Source organism: Streptomyces lienomycini (assembly GCF_027947595.1).
Taxonomy (GTDB): domain Bacteria; phylum Actinomycetota; class Actinomycetes; order Streptomycetales; family Streptomycetaceae; genus Streptomyces; species Streptomyces lienomycini.
In genome coordinates, this window is the sequence record NZ_CP116257.1 from 3,508,667 (window position 1) to 3,523,142 (window position 14,476).

A 14,476-nucleotide genomic window follows, 5' to 3' on the forward strand; every position below is an offset into this window, starting at 1 on the left:
GCCGATCAGGCCACGGGAGTGAAGCGCACCGGCAGCGACTGCGGGCCCCGGGTGAACACGCCCCGCTCGACCACGTCGGCCCCGTCGGCGATCCGCAGCTCGGGCAGGGCGTCCAGGAGCTGTCCGACCCCGGTCTCGACCTCCGCCTTCGCCAGCAGCGCCCCGACGCAGAAGTGCCGGCCGAGCGCGAAGGCGAGATGGTCGGCCGCGGCCGAGAAGGCGGTCGTCGTGGTCAGGTCGTCGCGCATGATGTCGAAGCGGTCCGGATCGCGGTAGCGGCTCTCGTCCCGGTTGGCCGCGCCGATGAGGCAGGTGACGGTGGCGCCCGCGGGTATGGTGCCGCCGCTGAGCGTGACGTCCGTCGCCGTCTGACGCATGATCATGTGCACCGGCGGGGTGTAGCGGAGCGTCTCGGCGAAGGCCCGCGGGATCAGGCTCCGGTCCTCGCGCACCGCCGCCAACTGCTCCGGGTGGGCCAGCAGGTTGGCGAAGATGCCGGCGATGGCCTTGTCGGTGGTCTCGCCGCCCGCCGCGAGCAGCAGGCTGCAGAACGCCTTGATGTCCTCGTCGCTCATCCGCACCCCGTCCACCTCGGCGGCGCACAAGGTGGACAGCAGGTCGTCGCCCGGCTTCTCGCGGCGCTCCCGGATGACCGGGAGCATGTACTCGGCGAACTCGGTCCGGGTGCGCGCACCGGCGGCGGCGACCCGCTGGTCCCCGGAGAGGTTGCCCAGGAAGGCGATGACCGACGTGTACCAGCCGTGGAACCGGGCGTGGTCGGCCCTGTCCAGGCCCAGCATGTCCGCGATGACGTTCACGGGGAACCGGGTCGCGTAGTCGGCGACCAGGTCCGCGCGGCCGGTGTGCCGGAACGCGTCGATCAGTTCCCGGGAGTTGCGCTCGATCACCGGCAGGAACCGCTCCTGGAGATCGGCCCCGCGGAAGGCCGGGGCGACCAGCGCCCGCCGGACCGCGTGCTCCCGGCCGCTCAGCTGGAGGATCGTCCGGCCGTGCACGGGCTCGAGCTGCCAGTCGTAGTTCTCGGTCGTGAACTGCCCGCCCCGGTCCTTGAAGACGCGTTCCACGTCCTCGTAGCGCGAGACGATCCAGCTTCGCGTGGCCTCGTGCCGGATGAGGGGGGCGCTGTCGCGCATCGTCCGGTAGGCCGGATACGGATTCGCCGCGAACTCGGGGGAGAGGATGTCGGGGACCTGCTGCGCGGTGGACATGAGGCTCCTCGGTCGACAACGGCCTTGTCGCACCAGGCTATTGACGACGCGACGCCTCCGACAGACCCCGCGGCCGGGCGGCAGCCCGCTCAGGCCTCGCCGTCCACCGAGGCGCGCAGGCGCGCGCTGGCCATGCGCATGTGCTCGGCCATCGCCCGGTCCGCCGCCTCCGGGTCGCGGTCACGGATGGCCTGGAGCACCGCGTCGTGCTCGCACAGCGTGCCGCTGACCGTCCCCTCGATGTCGCTGACGCGCTCCATCCAGACCTGGAGCAGCGCCCGGATGCTGTGCAGGATGTCGCTGAGCACGGTGTTGCGGGCGATGCGGGCCGTCTCCAGGTGGAAGGCGATGTCGGCGTCGATGAACGCCGTGACGTCACCGCCCGCGTCCCGCATGTGCTGGAGGTGCCGCTCCAGCAGGGCCACGTCCTCGTCGCTCGCGCGTTCGGCCGCCAGCCGGGCCGAGACGCCCTCCATGTAGGTGCGGACCTCGACCAGGTCCTGGGTGCGGCGCTGGCCCAGCATCAGGCCCCAGTTGATCGCCCGGGGCAGGAACTCCGAGGTGCCCTCGCGCACGTAGGACCCGGAGCCGGGGCGGATCTCGATGATCCCGAGGACGTCCAGGGCGGAGAGGGCGCCGCGGACGCTGGACCGGGCGACGCCGAGGGCCTCGGCCAGCTGCCGCTCGGCGGGCAGCCGGGTGCCGGGCCGGATGTCGCCGGCCGACAGGTGGTCGAGGAGCCGCTTGGCGACCTCGCTGACGGACGACTCGCGCACCACGGGACGCAGCAGCTGCGCGAGGTCGGGCGCGGCGGCGGAGCTGTGCTGATCAGGCTGACTGGTCACGGTCACCAGTCAACCAGATGCCGCCCACGCGCGGCTGACCAGGCAGTTCATGGTGTTTTCAGGTGTGGTTTGTCAAGAGTTGGGTCATGGGAAGATCTATGACCCTCGCCACACTGGTAAATTGGTGACCAATTTGGTTCCGGAGGCTTAGCGTGAATCCGAACCGGTCGGCCGCCCTCGTGGCGGACCACCCGGAGTGACCCAACCCGGACGGAGCTGTCCGGGCGAGCCGAGGAGTCGCCCATGGGTGCCCAAGCGCCATCCGCGGCAGTCGAGAGAACTGCCATCAAGAAGGTCTCAGTCCGCCTCGTGCCGTTCGTGGCGCTGATGTTCTTCGTGAACTACCTGGACCGCACGGCCGTCTCGTTCGCCGAACCGAACGGCATGGGGCAGGACCTCGCCCTGACCGCCGCCCAGTTCGGCTTCGCGTCCGGGATCTTCTTCCTCGGCTACATCGTGCTCGAGGTCCCCAGCAACATGGCCCTGCACCGCTTCGGAGCCCGCCGCTGGCTGGCCCGGATCATGGTGACCTGGGGCATCGTCTCCCTGCTGTTCACCTGGGTGAGCAGCAGCGAGCAGCTCTACACGCTCCGCTTCCTGCTCGGCGTCGCCGAGGCCGGGTTCTTCCCCGGCGCCATCCTCTTCCTCAGCCAGTGGGTGCCCTCCCGCCACCGCACCAAGATCCTGGGCCTGTTCTACCTGGCCCAGCCGCTGACCACGGTGTTCGGCGCCCCGCTCGCGGGCTGGCTGATCGGCCGGCACGGGCTGTTCGGCCTCGAGGGCTGGCGCGTGATGTTCCTGTTCGTGTCGGTGCCCGCGATCATTCTCGGCGTCGTCGCCTGGTTCTACCTGATCGACAAGCCCGCCGACGCCAAGTGGCTCACCCCCGCCGAGCGCGACTGGCTGACCACCGAACTGGCCGCCGAGAACGCCCAGAAGACCGGCCACGAGAGCAAGCACGCCAAGGGCGACCTCAAGAAGGCCTTCGGCAGCGGACGCGTGTGGACCCTCGCCGCCGTCTACTTCGGCTTCGTGTACGGCCTGTACGCCCTCGCCTTCTTCCTGCCGACGATCATCAACGGCTTCCAGGACCAGTACGACACCACGTTCAGCGTCATGGACAAGGCCTGGATCACCGCCATCCCGTACCTGCCCGCCGCCGTCGTCCTCTTCTTCTGGACCCGGCACGCCACCCGCCACGGCACCCGCACCTGGCACGTGGCCGGACCGGCCGTCGTCGGCGGCGTGTCCATCCCGCTCGCCCTCTACATGGGCTCCCCGGCCGCCACGGTCGCCGTCATCACCGTGACCGCCTGCGCCATCTTCGCGGCCCTGCCGGTCTTCTGGTCGGTGCCCTCCCGCTTCCTGACCGGAGCCGCCGCCGCGGCCGGCATCGCCCTGATCAACACCGCGGGCAACATCGCCGGGTTCGCGTCCAGCTACATCACCGGCTGGCTCAAGGACTGGACCGGCGCCTACTACGCACCGCTCTACCTCGTCGGCTTCTTCATGCTGCTCTCCGCCGCACTGATGATCCTGCTCGCCGCCCGCCACCGCACCGACGAACCGGCCGCCGCCGAGCACCAGGCCAAGGAGGCCATAGGATGACCCGCCTGTTCAACGACCCCGCAGCCTTCGCCGACGAGGCGCTGGAGGGCTTCGCCGCCGCGCACCGGCGCTGGGTGCGGCCGGTCACCGGCGGAGTCGTCCGGGCCGCGGCCACCCCGGCCGGCCAGGTCGCCGTGGTCATCGGCGGCGGCTCCGGCCACTACCCCGCCTTCTCCGGCCTGGTCGGCCGCGGCCTCGCCCACGGCGCGGCGGTCGGCAACGTCTTCGCCTCGCCCTCCGCCCGGCAGATCCACTCGGTGGCCCGGGCCGCGCACGGCGGCGCCGGAGTCCTGCTGATGTACGGCAACTACGCCGGTGACGTCCTGCACTTCGGACAGGCCGCCGAGCGACTGGCCGCCGACGGCATCGACACCCGGACGTTCGCCGTCGCCGACGACATCTCCAGCGCGGGCGCCGACGAGTCCGCCAAGCGGCGCGGCATAGCCGGTGACCTGCCCGTCTTCAAGGCGGCGGCCGTCGCGGCCGAGCAGGGCCTGCCCCTGGACGAGGTGCTGCGCGTCGCCGAACGGGCCGGCGCCCGCACCCGCTCCTTCGGCATCGCCTTCTCCGGCTGCACCCTGCCCGGCGCCGACCATCCCCTGTTCACCGTCCCCGAGGCCCGCATGGCCGTCGGCCTCGGCATCCACGGCGAGCCCGGCATCGGCGAGGAGGCGCTGCCCACCGCCGACGAGGCGGCCCGGCTGCTGGTCGGGACCCTGCTCAAGGAACTCCCCGAGGACGTCGCCGCCCCGGCCGGGCAGCGTGCCGCCGCGATCCTCAACGGCCTCGGCTCGGTCAAGTACGAGGAGCTGTTCGTCGTCTACCGCGAGGTCGCGGCGCTCCTCGGCGAAGCGGGCGTGGAGATCGTCGACCCCGAGGTCGGCGAACTGGTCACCAGCTTCGACATGGCCGGTGTCTCGCTGACCCTGACCTGGCTGGACGACCGGCTGGAGGAGCTGTGGCAGGCCCCCGCCGACACGCCCGCCTACCGCAAGGGAGCCCTCGACGCCCCGGATCCGGCCGACGACCGGGCACCCGGGACCGTACCGGCACCGCACTCCGCGGACGTTCAGGAAGCCGCCCCGCCCCCCGCCTCCGACGCCTCCCGCGAGGCCGCCGCCACCGTCCTGGCCGCACTGGACGCGGTGGCCCGCGTCGTCGGCACCCACGCCGACGAGCTCGGCCGCATCGATGCCGTCGCCGGTGACGGCGACCACGGCATCGGCATGCGGCGCGGCTCCACCGCCGCCCGGCGGGCCGCCACCGAGGCCCACGGGCTCGGCGCGGGCGCGGGCACCGTCCTGGCCCGGGCCGCCGACGCCTGGGCCGACAAGGCGGGCGGCACCTCCGGCGCCCTGTGGGGCACGATCCTGCGCTCGCTCGGCACGGCCCTCGGCGACCGGGACGCCCCCGACGCCCGACGGGTCGCCGACGGGGTCACGGAGGCCTCCGCCGCCGTACGCAGGCTGGGCGGGGCCGAGGTCGGCGACAAGACCATGGTCGACGTCCTGGTGCCCTTCGCCGACGCGCTGGCCGCCGCCACCGCCGAGGGCCTGCCCCTCACCGCGGCCTGGGACCGCGCCGCCGCCACCGCCACCGCGGCCGCCGCCGCCACCGCAGACCTGCTGCCCCGCCGGGGCCGGGCCCGCCCGCACGCCGAGAAGTCCCTCGGCACCCCCGACGCGGGCGCCCACTCCCTCGCCCTGATCACCCGCGCCGTCCACGGCGCACTGCTCGAACACCACTGAGGAAAGCCGCCATGACCGACAAGCTCCGCATCGTCGTCGGCTCCGACGACGCCGGCCACCAGTACAAGGAAGCCCTCAAGCAGGACCTGCTCGGCAGCGCCCTGGTCGCCGAGGTCACCGACGTCGGTGTCGACGCCGACGGGCACACCGCCTACCCCACGGTGGCCATCGCAGCCGCCGAGATGGTCGCCCGCGGCGACGCCGACCGCGCCCTGCTGGTGTGCGGCACCGGCCTCGGTGTCGCCATCGCCGCCAACAAGGTCAGGGGCGTCCGGGCCGTCACCGCCCACGACTCCTTCTCCGTCGAGCGGGCGGTCCTCTCCAACAACGCGCAGGTCCTCACCTTCGGCCAGCGCGTCGTCGGGCTGGAACTCGCCCGCCGCCTGGCCGCCGAGTGGCTCACCTACCGCTTCGACGAGAGCTCGGCGTCGGCCGCCAAGGTCCAGCTGATGAGCGACTACGAGACCGCCGACGGTGAGACCGCCGACGGCGAGGGCGGCCACGACCGGACCGCCGGCGACGGGGCGGCCGCCTGATGCCCGGCCCCGCACCGTCACCCGTGCTGCTGGGGGTGAGCCTCAAGATGTACTTCGGCCACCACCAGACGCTGAACTGGTCCCGCAGGATCGCGGCCCTCGCCGAACACCACCCCGCCGTGACCTCCGGCGCCGCCCGCCTCTTCGTCCTCCCCGCCTTCCCGGCCCTGGTCCCCGCCACCGGCATCCTCGCCCCCTACGGCGTCGCCCTCGGCGCCCAGGACATCGCCACCGAGGACAGCGGCCCCTACACCGGCGAGGTCGGCGGCCCCCTCCTCCGGGAGATCGGCTGCCGCTACGCCGAGGTCGGCCACGCCGAGCGCCGCCGCCTCTACGGCGAGGGCGACACCGTCGTCGCCGCCAAGACCGCCGCCGCCCTGCGCAACGGCCTCACGCCCGTCCTGTGCGTCGGCGAACGCGACGAGGCCGACCCGGCCGACGCCGCCGCCCGCACGGTCGCCGAGGCGGAACGGCTGCTCGGCGGCCTGGAGGGCGCGGTCGTCCTCGCCTACGAGCCGCAGTGGGCCATCGGCGCCCCCGAGCCCGCCTCCGCCGACCACATCGCCACCGTCTGCACCGCCCTGCGCGGCTGGCTCGACTCCCGCCCCCGGCACGCCGGTTCCACGGTCATCTACGGCGGCAGCGCGGGCCCCGGTCTGCTGACCCGCCTGGCCGGCGCCGTCGAGGGCCTCTTCCTCGGGCGCTTCGCCCACGACCCGGCCAACGTCGGCGCGATCCTCGACGAGATCCGCTCCCCGGCCACGACCCCGGCGGCGGTGGCGTGATGGCGTACGGCATCAGCACCTACGCCTACTTCTGGCGTGTCTCGTCCCGGGCCCCCGAGCCGATGAGCCTGCCGGACATGCTCCGCGACACGGCGGAGCTGGGCGGCGAGGTCTTCCAGATCTGCGACTACGCGCCGATCGAGTCCTACGACCGCGCACGCCTCGCCGACCTCCGCGCCACCGCCGACGACCTGGGCCTGACCCTGGAACTCGGCACCCGCGGCATCCGCCCCGACCACCTGCTCACCTACCTCGACACGGCGGGCGAACTGGGCGTCACCCTGGTCCGCTCCATGCTCAACACGGCCGACCATCGACCGGGCACCGCCGAGGCGGTGACCCTCCTGAAGGAGGCCGTGCCCCGCTACGCCGCCGCGGGCGTCACGCTCGGTCTGGAGACCTACGAGCAGGTCGCCACCGACGACCTCGTGAGCGTCGTACGCGCCGTCGACGACCCGCACCTCGGCATCGTCCTGGACCCGGGCAACAGCGTCGCCCGGCTGGAACGCCCCGCCGACGTCGTGGCCGCCACCGCGCCGTACACGGTCAACATCCACGTCAAGGACTTCGCCTTCACCCGCCGCGACGGCTGGGTCGGCTTCACCTACGCCGGCTGCCCGCTCGGCGAGGGCCTCCTGGACTACGACGCCATGATCGCCGCGGTGGGCGCCGCCCGGCCGGGGGACCGCGGCATCAACCAGATCGTGGAGCACTGGCTCCCGTGGCAGGACGAGGGCTACGACGCCACCGCCCGGCTCGAACACCAGTGGACGCAGCACAGCATCAACACCCTCCTGAGGAGCGAGTAATGGCCACCGAGATCCAGACCCGGGCCGACGTCACGACCGTCGCCGTCATCGGGGCCGCCGGCAAGATGGGCCAGCGTGTCTCCAACAACCTGGTCGAGAGCGACTTCCGGGTGCTCTTCAGCGAGGCGTCCCCCAAGGGGCAGGAGCTGATCCGCGACCTGGGCCGCGAGCTGACCGAGTCCGCCACCGCCGCCGCCGAGGCCGACGTCGTCATCCTCGCCGTGCCCGACGTGGTGCTCGGCAAGGTCTCCGAGGAACTGGTGCCGCTGATGAGGCCGGGCACCGTCGTCCTGACCCTCGACCCGGCCGCCGCCTACGCCGGTCTGCTCTTCGCCCGCGACGACATCCACTACGCCTGCGCCCACCCCTGCCACCCCTCGGTGTTCCTGGAGCGCACCACCAAGGAGGAGTGGCAGGACACCTTCGGCGGCATCGCCGCCCCGCAGGAGGTCGTCGCCGCCTACGAGGGCGGGGACGCCGCCAAGCAGGAACTCGCCGACTCCGTCATCCGCGTCATGTACGCCCCGGTCGTCGACGTCCACTGGGTCACCGTCAAGCAGCTCGCCGTCCTGGAGCCGACCCTCGTCGAGACCATCGCCTGCATGGTCGGCGCCCTGCTGACCGAGGCCCTGCACGAGACCGTGCACACCGTCGGCGTCCCCGAGAAGGCGGCCCGCGCGATGCTGCTCGGCCACACCCAGGTCGCCCTCGCCAACACGCTGAAGGGCTCCAACCCGTTCTCGGACGCCTGCCTGATCGCCATGGACTACGGCCGCGAGTCCATCGTGCGCGAGGACTGGAAGAAGGTCTTCGACGACGAGGAGCTGGACAAGGTCATCACGCGCATGCTGAAGATCAAGGAGATCAGGCGCTGAGCGACCGGTACGGAAGACGCCGGAGACCCGCAAGGGCCTCCGGCGTCGCCGCGTGCGCTCAGGAGCGGGTGCCGGTGTCGAACTCGCCCCGCACGCCGAGCAGTTCGGACAGATCCGAACCCACCGCCGGCTCGCGCGGGGCCGTACCCCGCCGGAACAGCCGGGCGTCGCGCTCGCCGCCGAGCACGGCCCGCTCGCCCTCGACCCGCAGCCAGGAACCCTCGCGCAGGCCCAGCACGGGCACGTCGTTCTCCTCCAGGAACTCCCTCAGCCGCTCCTCACGGGTCTCGCCCTTGTGCGTCGAGCCGGGGTCCGGGTCGAGGTAGTGCGGATTGATCTGGAACGGCACCAGGCCGAGCGCCTCGAAGGACGGCGGCTCGACGATCGGCATGTCGTTGGTGGTCCGCAGCGAGGGCGCCGCCATGTTGGTCCCGGCGCTGGCCCCCATGTAAGGCAGCCCGCCGCGCACGGCCTCGATCAGCGCTTCCCGCAGCCCCGTGCGGTACAGCGCGGAGAGCAGCCGGAAGGAGTTGCCGCCGCCGACGAACACGGCGTCCGCCTCCCCGAGCCGCGCGAGCGGGTCGCCGCCCTCGTGCACGCCCCGCACGTCGATCCCGGCGCCGGCGAGCGCGTCCCGCACCCGGGCGGTGTAGGCGTCGTGGTCGGCGAGCGCGTACGGGACGAAGGCCAGCCGTGCCCCGGCGGGCAGGAAGCCGGTGACGGTGTCGAGGGCGTGTTCCAGGTAGCCGCGGCCGTGCTGGGTGGAGTTGGACAGGAGCAGGAGGTTCACGGGGTCGGTCCTCGCAGACAGGTGGATCGGCGGATCAGTGGATCAGTGCATCGGCGGAGCCGCGGGTCAGGCGGAGGGGGCGGTACGGGGCGCGCGCGGGCGCCGCTGGTGCTGGGGCGGGTGGGTCAGGCGCTGCTCCAGCAGCCGGGCGGCGCGGCGCAGCACCTCCAGCCGGTCCTCGGGGCCGTCGGGGAAGCGCTCCTTGGCGGCGCCGAGGCTGAGGCTGCCGTAGGGCTCCGAGCCGAGGAAGACCGGCATGGCGACCGTGCCGATGCCGGCGTCGTACTCGCCGACCGTCCAGGCGTGGCCCTGCGCGCGGACGGTGCGGAACTCGCGTTCCAGCTGGTCCGGGTCGGTGACCGTGCGCTCGGTGAAGCGGGCCATCGGGCGTCCCCGGAAGAGCCGGTGGCGCTGCTCGTCGGGCAGGAAGGCGTAGAACGACTTGCTGGTGGCGCCCGCGTGCGCCGGATACAGCTCGCCGACCAGCGGGTAGTAGCGCAGCGGCCCCTCCTCGCCCTCGACGGCCGCGACGCAGCGCATGTGGAAGCTGTCGGGCAGGCAGAAGAGCACCGTGTCGCCGGTCGCCGCCCGCAACTCCTGGAGGACCGGTTCCGCGAGCAGTTCCAGCGAGCCCGAGCGCTCCCAGAGGCGGCCCAGGCGCAGGGCGGCCGGGCCGATCCGGTAGCGGCGGGTCGCGGGGTCGGAGACCAGGAAGCCGCGGCCCGCGAGCGTGGACAGCAGGCGCTGGGCGACCGAGGTGTCCCAGCCGAACTCGGCGGCGATCTCGGTGACGCCCCAGTCCGGACGGGTGCGCTCGAACGCCAGCAGCACCAGCAGGGCGCGGTCGACGGTCTGCAGCGCCCCGGCGGGTGTCTTGCGGTCCGCGGGCTGAACCGGGCGACCGGTCACGGCGGCTCCTCTCCCTCACATCTCACCATGCAGACGCATCTCACCATGCAGACCCGTATTGCAGATAACGGGAAACAGTTGCGGACAACGCTAGTCGATCCCGAACCTGCTGTCAGCACCGCCCCCGGTGCGGATCAGGAGAACTGCCCATGTTGAAGTACGTCCTGGACCTCGTGGATCTGCTCGACGATCCCGACGTCGACGGCAAGCGCGTCGCCGCCCACCTCGACTCCGTGGCGGGCCCGGAGGGCTCCGGCGCCGAGGTCACCACCGTCACCGGCGAGCGCGGCTCGACGGACTTCGTGCTCGTGCGGATACCTGGCCGGGCCGGCCGTACCCGGGGCGGTTCGGCGCGGACGCTCGGTGTGGTGGGGCGGCTCGGCGGCGTCGGGGCCCGCCCGGAGGCGGTCGGCCTGGTCTCCGACGCGGACGGCGCCGTCGCGGCGCTCGCCACCGCCGCCAAGCTGCTCGACATGCGCCGCCGGGGCGACGTGCTCGACGGCGACGTGATCGTCGCCACCCACATCTGCCCGACCGCCCCGACCGCGCCGCACGACCCGGTGCCCTTCATGGACTCGCCCGTCGACATCGCGACCATGAACCGGCACGAGGTCACCGGCGAGATGGAGGCCGTGCTCTCCGTCGACACCACCAAGGGCAACCGGATCATCAACCACAAGGGCCTCGCCCTGTCGCCCACCGTCAAGGAGGGCTGGGTGCTCAAGGTCAGCGAGCGGCTCGGCGAACTGCTGGCCGTGGTGACCGGTGAGCCCTTGGTCACGTACCCCGTGACCACCCAGGACATCACCCCGTACGGTAACGGTGTACACCACATCAATTCGATTCTGCAGCCCGCCACGGCGACGGCCGCACCGGTGGTCGGCCTCGCGATCACCTCCGCGGCCGCGGTGCCCGGCTGCCAGACGGGCGCGAGCCACGAGACCGACATCGCGGCCGCCGCCCGGTTCGCCGTCGAGACCGCGAAGGCCTACGGCGGCGGACTGCTCGACTTCCACGACGACCAGGAGTTCGACGCGCTCGTGTCCCGCTACGGCTCTCTCACCCGGCTGCAGACCCTCGGCCGCGAACCCGGGGGGTCGTGATCATGACCATGGACAAGAACACCGCCGCGGAAGCGGCCGCGGAAGCGGGCACGGGAGCCGTGGGCAGCGACGACTACGCCCTCTCCCGCGTCCCGCGCGACAAGCGGCTCGGCTTCTGGACCATGCTGCTGCAGTGGCTCGCGCAGTCGGGCTCCATCTCGCAGTTCACCCTCGGCGCCACCATCGGCGTCGGCATGACCTTCGGCGACGCCTTCCTCGCGTTCACCCTCGGCGCGGTGATCCTCGAAGTCGTCATCTTCGCGATCGGCCTGGCCGGCATGCGCGAGGGGCTCGCGACGCCCCTGCTCACCCGCTGGGCGGGCTTCGGCCGCAACGGCTCCGCCCTGGTCAGCCTGGTCATCTCGGTCAGCCTCGTCGGCTGGTTCGGCGTACAGAACACGATCTTCGGCGACAGCGTCTCCGCGCTCGTCGGCGGCCCCTCCTGGCTGTGGTGCACGGCCGCCGGTGTCGCCATCACCGTGCTGGTCATCTTCGGCTTCAAGTACATGGCCGTCTTCGCGAAGATCGTCACGCCGCTGTTCTTCGCCATGGTCGCCTGGTCGGTCACCGACGTGCTCAGCGACCACTCCTTCTCCGAGCTGATCCACTCCCCGCCACCCGGCGAGACCATCCCGCTCGCCGTCGCCGCGACCGCCATCGCGGGCGGCTTCATGACCGGCGCGATCGTCTCCCCGGAGATGACCCGCTACAACCGCAGGGGCAGCCACGTCTTCCTGCAGAGCGCCTCGTCGATGATCCTCTCCGAGTACATCGTCGGCCTGACCGGCGTCCTGCTCGGCCACATGGTCGGCAGCGGCCAGGTCTCCCAGATCGTGCTCTCCACCTCCGGCGTCTTCGGCGTGCTCGTCGTCCTGATGTCCACCGCGAAGATCAACGACTGGAACCTGTACGGCTCCTCGCTCGGCGTCGTCAACTTCTTCCAGGTCGTCTTCGGCAAGCGCGTGCACCGCGGCGCGGTCACCATCGTCCTCGGCATCGCGGGCACCCTGCTCTCCGCCGTCGGCATCATGACCCACTTCACCGACTTCCTGTCCGTGCTGGGCGTCGCCATCCCTCCGGTCGGCGGCATCATCGTCGCCGAGTACTGGGTGGTGCGCCGCATGCGGGCACCCCTGGACGCCACCCGCGACGCGCAGACCCTGCCCGCCACCTCGCCGACCTGGGTGCCGATGTCCCTGGTCATCTGGGCCGTCGCCTTCTGCGTCGGCAAGTTCTACGACGGCGGCATCCCCGCCCTGAACTCCCTGCTGACCGCCTTCGTCCTGTACTGCGTCCTCGGCCTCGCCGGCTGGATCAGGACGTACGGCACCACGGCCCTGGACGACACCACCGAACCCACCCCGGCCGCCTCCGGCACGGCCACCGTAGGAGCACCGTGAGCACCACCCCAGCACCCGGCCCCGTTCCCACCGTTCCGGCCTCCGAGGAGGCGCAGCGGGAAGTCGTCGACCTGTGCGCGGAGCTGATCCGCTTCGACACCTCCAACCCCACCAGCGACGAGCGGGCCTGCGCCGACTGGGTCGTGGCCCGCCTCGCCGAGGCCGGCATCGCCTCCGAGCTGGTGGAGAGCGCCCCGGGCCGCGCCAACGTCGTCGCCCGCATCCCCGGCACCGACCCGGCCCGCGGCGCGCTGCTGGTCCACGGCCACCTGGACGTCGTACCGGCGGACGCCGCCGAGTGGCGCGTGCCGCCGTTCTCCGGGGAGATCCGCGACGGCTACCTGTGGGGACGCGGCGCGATCGACATGAAGGACACGGTGGCCGTCATGCTGGCCACCGCCCGCCACTTCGCCCGCACCGGTACCCGGCCCGCCCGCGAGATCGTCCTCGCCTTCCTCGCCGACGAGGAAGCCGGTGGCAGGTTCGGTGCCCACTGGCTGGTCGAGCACCGGCCGGAGCTGTTCGCCGGGGTCACCGAGGCGATCGGCGAGGGCGGCGGCTTCAGCTACGCCCTCGACGAGACGCGGCGCCTCTACCCGATCGAGAACGCCCAGCGCGGCATGGCGTGGATGGAGCTGACGGCGTCGGGCCGCGCCGGGCACGGGTCCTCACCGAACGACGAGAACGCCGTCACCGACCTCGCCGAGTCCCTCACCCGCATCGGCCGGCACACCTTCCCCGTCCGGCTGATCGAGCCGGTGCGCGCCCTGCTCGCCGAGGCGGCCCGTCTCCAGGGGATCGACCTCGACCTCGACGCCGAGGACCTCGACGCCGAACTGGCCAAGCTCGGACACGTGGCCGACTTCATGCAGGTCGTGCTGCGCAACTCGGCCAACCCCACCATGTTCACGGCCGGCTACCAGACCAACGTCATCCCGGGCCGGGCCACCGCCCGCGTCGACGGCCGCTTCCTGCCGGGCCACGAGCAGGAGCTGATCGACACGATCGACGCCCTGCTCCTGCCCTCGGTCTCCCGGCAGTGGGTCAACCACGACATCGCCATGGAGACCTCCTTCGACGGCCCCCTCGTCGACGCCATGTGCGCCGCCGTGCGGGCCGAGGACCCGGACGGACACCCGGTGCCGTACTGCAATCCCGGCGGCACCGACGCCAAGGCCTTCACCAAGCTCGACATCCGCTGCTTCGGCTTCAAGGGGCTCAAGCTGCCCCACGACCTCGACTACGGCCGTCTCTTCCACGGCGTCGACGAACGCGTGCCGCTGGAGGGCCTGCGCTTCGGGGTACGGGTGATGACCCGGCTGTGGCAGGAGTGCTGACGGACACGGACACGGACACGGACACGGCCGCGGGGAATGTCCCCGCCGCCGTCGGCGTTGTGCCGCGTGACTGACATGCGCGGGACAGAACCGCAGCCCGCGCCGCGGTCGGAAGGAGCACCATGGCACGCAGCACCGCACGCCCGGTCGTCAGGCTGAAGTCGTCCGCCGGGACCGGCGTCACCTACGTCACCCGCAAGAACCGCCTCAACGACCCCGACCGGCTCGTCCTGCGCAAGTACGACCCGGTGGCGGGGGAGCACGTGCCGTTCCGCGAGGAACGCTGAACGATCCGACGAGCGAGGAGGCAGCCGTGAAGGTCCGCAACTCCCTGCGCGCCCTCAAGGCCAGGCCCGGCGCCCAGGTGGTGCGCCGCCGGGGCGTGACCTACGTCATCAACAAGAAGGACCCGCGCTTCAAGGCCCGCCAGGGCTGAGCGGACGCGCGCTTCCCGGCCCGGCCCCGCGATCGGCGGGGCCGGGCCGCGGCGTGTACGCGCCCG

The 14,476-nt window shown here is 72.4% G+C and carries 15 protein-coding genes; 11 read left to right on the plus strand and 4 right to left on the minus strand.

Features of this window, described 5'->3' with window-relative positions; translation table 11 throughout:
• Window positions 1-5: 5 nt before the first annotated feature.
• Together BJ961_RS15920 and BJ961_RS15925 are read right to left on the minus strand one after the other, a co-directional pair.
• A complete protein-coding gene (locus BJ961_RS15920) occupies window positions 6-1,229 on the minus strand; it encodes a cytochrome P450 (RefSeq protein WP_271413488.1) in 1,224 nt (407 codons plus the stop codon).
• A gap of 89 nt (window positions 1,230-1,318) precedes the next feature.
• The gene (locus BJ961_RS15925) at window positions 1,319-2,080 is read right to left on the minus strand and encodes a FadR/GntR family transcriptional regulator (RefSeq protein WP_271413489.1); all 762 of its coding nucleotides are present in this window, start codon (window positions 2,078-2,080) and stop codon (window positions 1,319-1,321) included.
• 237 nt (window positions 2,081-2,317) lie between these two features.
• On the opposite strand from BJ961_RS15925, the gene BJ961_RS15930 reads away from it, so the two are divergent.
• Genes BJ961_RS15930 through BJ961_RS15955 form a run of 6 tightly spaced genes read left to right on the plus strand, consistent with a single transcriptional unit; the run spans window position 2,318 to window position 8,435 of the window.
• Window positions 2,318-3,682: an MFS transporter gene (locus BJ961_RS15930; RefSeq protein ID WP_271413490.1), complete on the plus strand. Its 1,365-nt coding sequence runs from the start codon at window positions 2,318-2,320 to the stop codon at window positions 3,680-3,682.
• A complete protein-coding gene (locus BJ961_RS15935) occupies window positions 3,679-5,430 on the plus strand; it encodes a dihydroxyacetone kinase family protein (RefSeq protein ID WP_271413491.1) in 1,752 nt (583 codons plus the stop codon). Before BJ961_RS15930 ends, BJ961_RS15935 begins: the two co-directional genes overlap by 4 nt.
• Before the next feature lie 11 nt (window positions 5,431-5,441).
• A complete protein-coding gene (locus BJ961_RS15940; protein WP_271413492.1) occupies window positions 5,442-5,966 on the plus strand; it encodes a ribose-5-phosphate isomerase in 525 nt (174 codons plus the stop codon).
• On the plus strand, window positions 5,966-6,751 hold the full coding sequence (locus BJ961_RS15945; RefSeq protein WP_271413493.1) for a triose-phosphate isomerase: 786 nt from the start codon (window positions 5,966-5,968) through the stop codon (window positions 6,749-6,751). Before BJ961_RS15940 ends, BJ961_RS15945 begins: the two co-directional genes overlap by 1 nt.
• Window positions 6,751-7,560 carry a sugar phosphate isomerase/epimerase family protein gene (locus BJ961_RS15950; RefSeq protein WP_271413494.1) on the plus strand — a complete coding sequence of 270 codons (810 nt, stop codon included), beginning with the start codon at window positions 6,751-6,753 and terminating at the stop codon, window positions 7,558-7,560. The genes BJ961_RS15945 and BJ961_RS15950 overlap by 1 nt, the downstream gene beginning before the upstream one ends.
• Window positions 7,560-8,435, plus strand: a complete 876-nt coding sequence (locus tag BJ961_RS15955; protein ID WP_271413495.1) for a phosphogluconate dehydrogenase C-terminal domain-containing protein — start codon at window positions 7,560-7,562, stop codon at window positions 8,433-8,435. Before BJ961_RS15950 ends, BJ961_RS15955 begins: the two co-directional genes overlap by 1 nt.
• A gap of 58 nt (window positions 8,436-8,493) precedes the next feature.
• Here BJ961_RS15955 and pepE read toward each other — a convergent pair whose 3' ends face one another.
• Both pepE and BJ961_RS15965 read right to left on the minus strand, forming a co-directional pair.
• Window positions 8,494-9,225, minus strand: coding sequence for a dipeptidase PepE (gene pepE / locus BJ961_RS15960; RefSeq protein ID WP_271413496.1), 732 nt, complete (start codon window positions 9,223-9,225; stop codon window positions 8,494-8,496).
• Between the two features lie 66 nt (window positions 9,226-9,291).
• Entirely contained in the window at window positions 9,292-10,134 is an 843-nt protein-coding gene (locus BJ961_RS15965; protein WP_271413497.1) for an IclR family transcriptional regulator, read from the minus strand.
• Window positions 10,135-10,283: 149 nt separating this feature from the next.
• Here BJ961_RS15965 and BJ961_RS15970 point away from each other — a divergent pair, with 149 nt between their 5' ends.
• The 5 genes from BJ961_RS15970 (at window position 10,284) to ykgO (ending at window position 14,410) form a co-directional block, all read left to right on the plus strand.
• A complete protein-coding gene (locus BJ961_RS15970; protein ID WP_271413498.1) occupies window positions 10,284-11,237 on the plus strand; it encodes a DUF1177 domain-containing protein in 954 nt (317 codons plus the stop codon).
• A gap of 2 nt (window positions 11,238-11,239) precedes the next feature.
• Window positions 11,240-12,637, plus strand: coding sequence for a cytosine permease (locus BJ961_RS15975; RefSeq protein WP_271413499.1), 1,398 nt, complete (start codon window positions 11,240-11,242; stop codon window positions 12,635-12,637).
• Window positions 12,634-13,974, plus strand: coding sequence for a M20/M25/M40 family metallo-hydrolase (locus BJ961_RS15980; RefSeq protein ID WP_271413500.1), 1,341 nt, complete (start codon window positions 12,634-12,636; stop codon window positions 13,972-13,974). Before BJ961_RS15975 ends, BJ961_RS15980 begins: the two co-directional genes overlap by 4 nt.
• A gap of 122 nt (window positions 13,975-14,096) precedes the next feature.
• Window positions 14,097-14,261, plus strand: coding sequence for a 50S ribosomal protein L33 (gene rpmG / locus BJ961_RS15985; RefSeq protein WP_007389579.1), 165 nt, complete (start codon window positions 14,097-14,099; stop codon window positions 14,259-14,261).
• A gap of 26 nt (window positions 14,262-14,287) precedes the next feature.
• Window positions 14,288-14,410, plus strand: coding sequence for a type B 50S ribosomal protein L36 (gene ykgO / locus BJ961_RS15990; protein WP_003978293.1), 123 nt, complete (start codon window positions 14,288-14,290; stop codon window positions 14,408-14,410).
• Window positions 14,411-14,476: the final 66 nt, after the last annotated feature.

What these genes read in the sequence shown, in the direction of transcription:
- BJ961_RS15920 (WP_271413488.1), bottom strand. Translation starts at nt 1,229, where the DNA reads ATGTCCACCGCGCAGCAGGTCCCCGACATCCTCTCCCCCGAGTTCGCG.
- BJ961_RS15930 (WP_271413490.1), top strand. Translation starts at nt 2,318, where the DNA reads ATGGGTGCCCAAGCGCCATCCGCGGCAGTCGAGAGAACTGCCATCAAG.
- BJ961_RS15935 (WP_271413491.1), top strand. Translation starts at nt 3,679, where the DNA reads ATGACCCGCCTGTTCAACGACCCCGCAGCCTTCGCCGACGAGGCGCTG.
- BJ961_RS15940 (WP_271413492.1), top strand. Translation starts at nt 5,442, where the DNA reads ATGACCGACAAGCTCCGCATCGTCGTCGGCTCCGACGACGCCGGCCAC.
- BJ961_RS15945 (WP_271413493.1), top strand. Translation starts at nt 5,966, where the DNA reads ATGCCCGGCCCCGCACCGTCACCCGTGCTGCTGGGGGTGAGCCTCAAG.
- BJ961_RS15950 (WP_271413494.1), top strand. Translation starts at nt 6,751, where the DNA reads ATGGCGTACGGCATCAGCACCTACGCCTACTTCTGGCGTGTCTCGTCC.
- BJ961_RS15955 (WP_271413495.1), top strand. Translation starts at nt 7,560, where the DNA reads ATGGCCACCGAGATCCAGACCCGGGCCGACGTCACGACCGTCGCCGTC.
- BJ961_RS15970 (WP_271413498.1), top strand. Translation starts at nt 10,284, where the DNA reads ATGTTGAAGTACGTCCTGGACCTCGTGGATCTGCTCGACGATCCCGAC.
- BJ961_RS15975 (WP_271413499.1), top strand. Translation starts at nt 11,240, where the DNA reads ATGACCATGGACAAGAACACCGCCGCGGAAGCGGCCGCGGAAGCGGGC.
- rpmG (WP_007389579.1), top strand. Translation starts at nt 14,097, where the DNA reads ATGGCACGCAGCACCGCACGCCCGGTCGTCAGGCTGAAGTCGTCCGCC.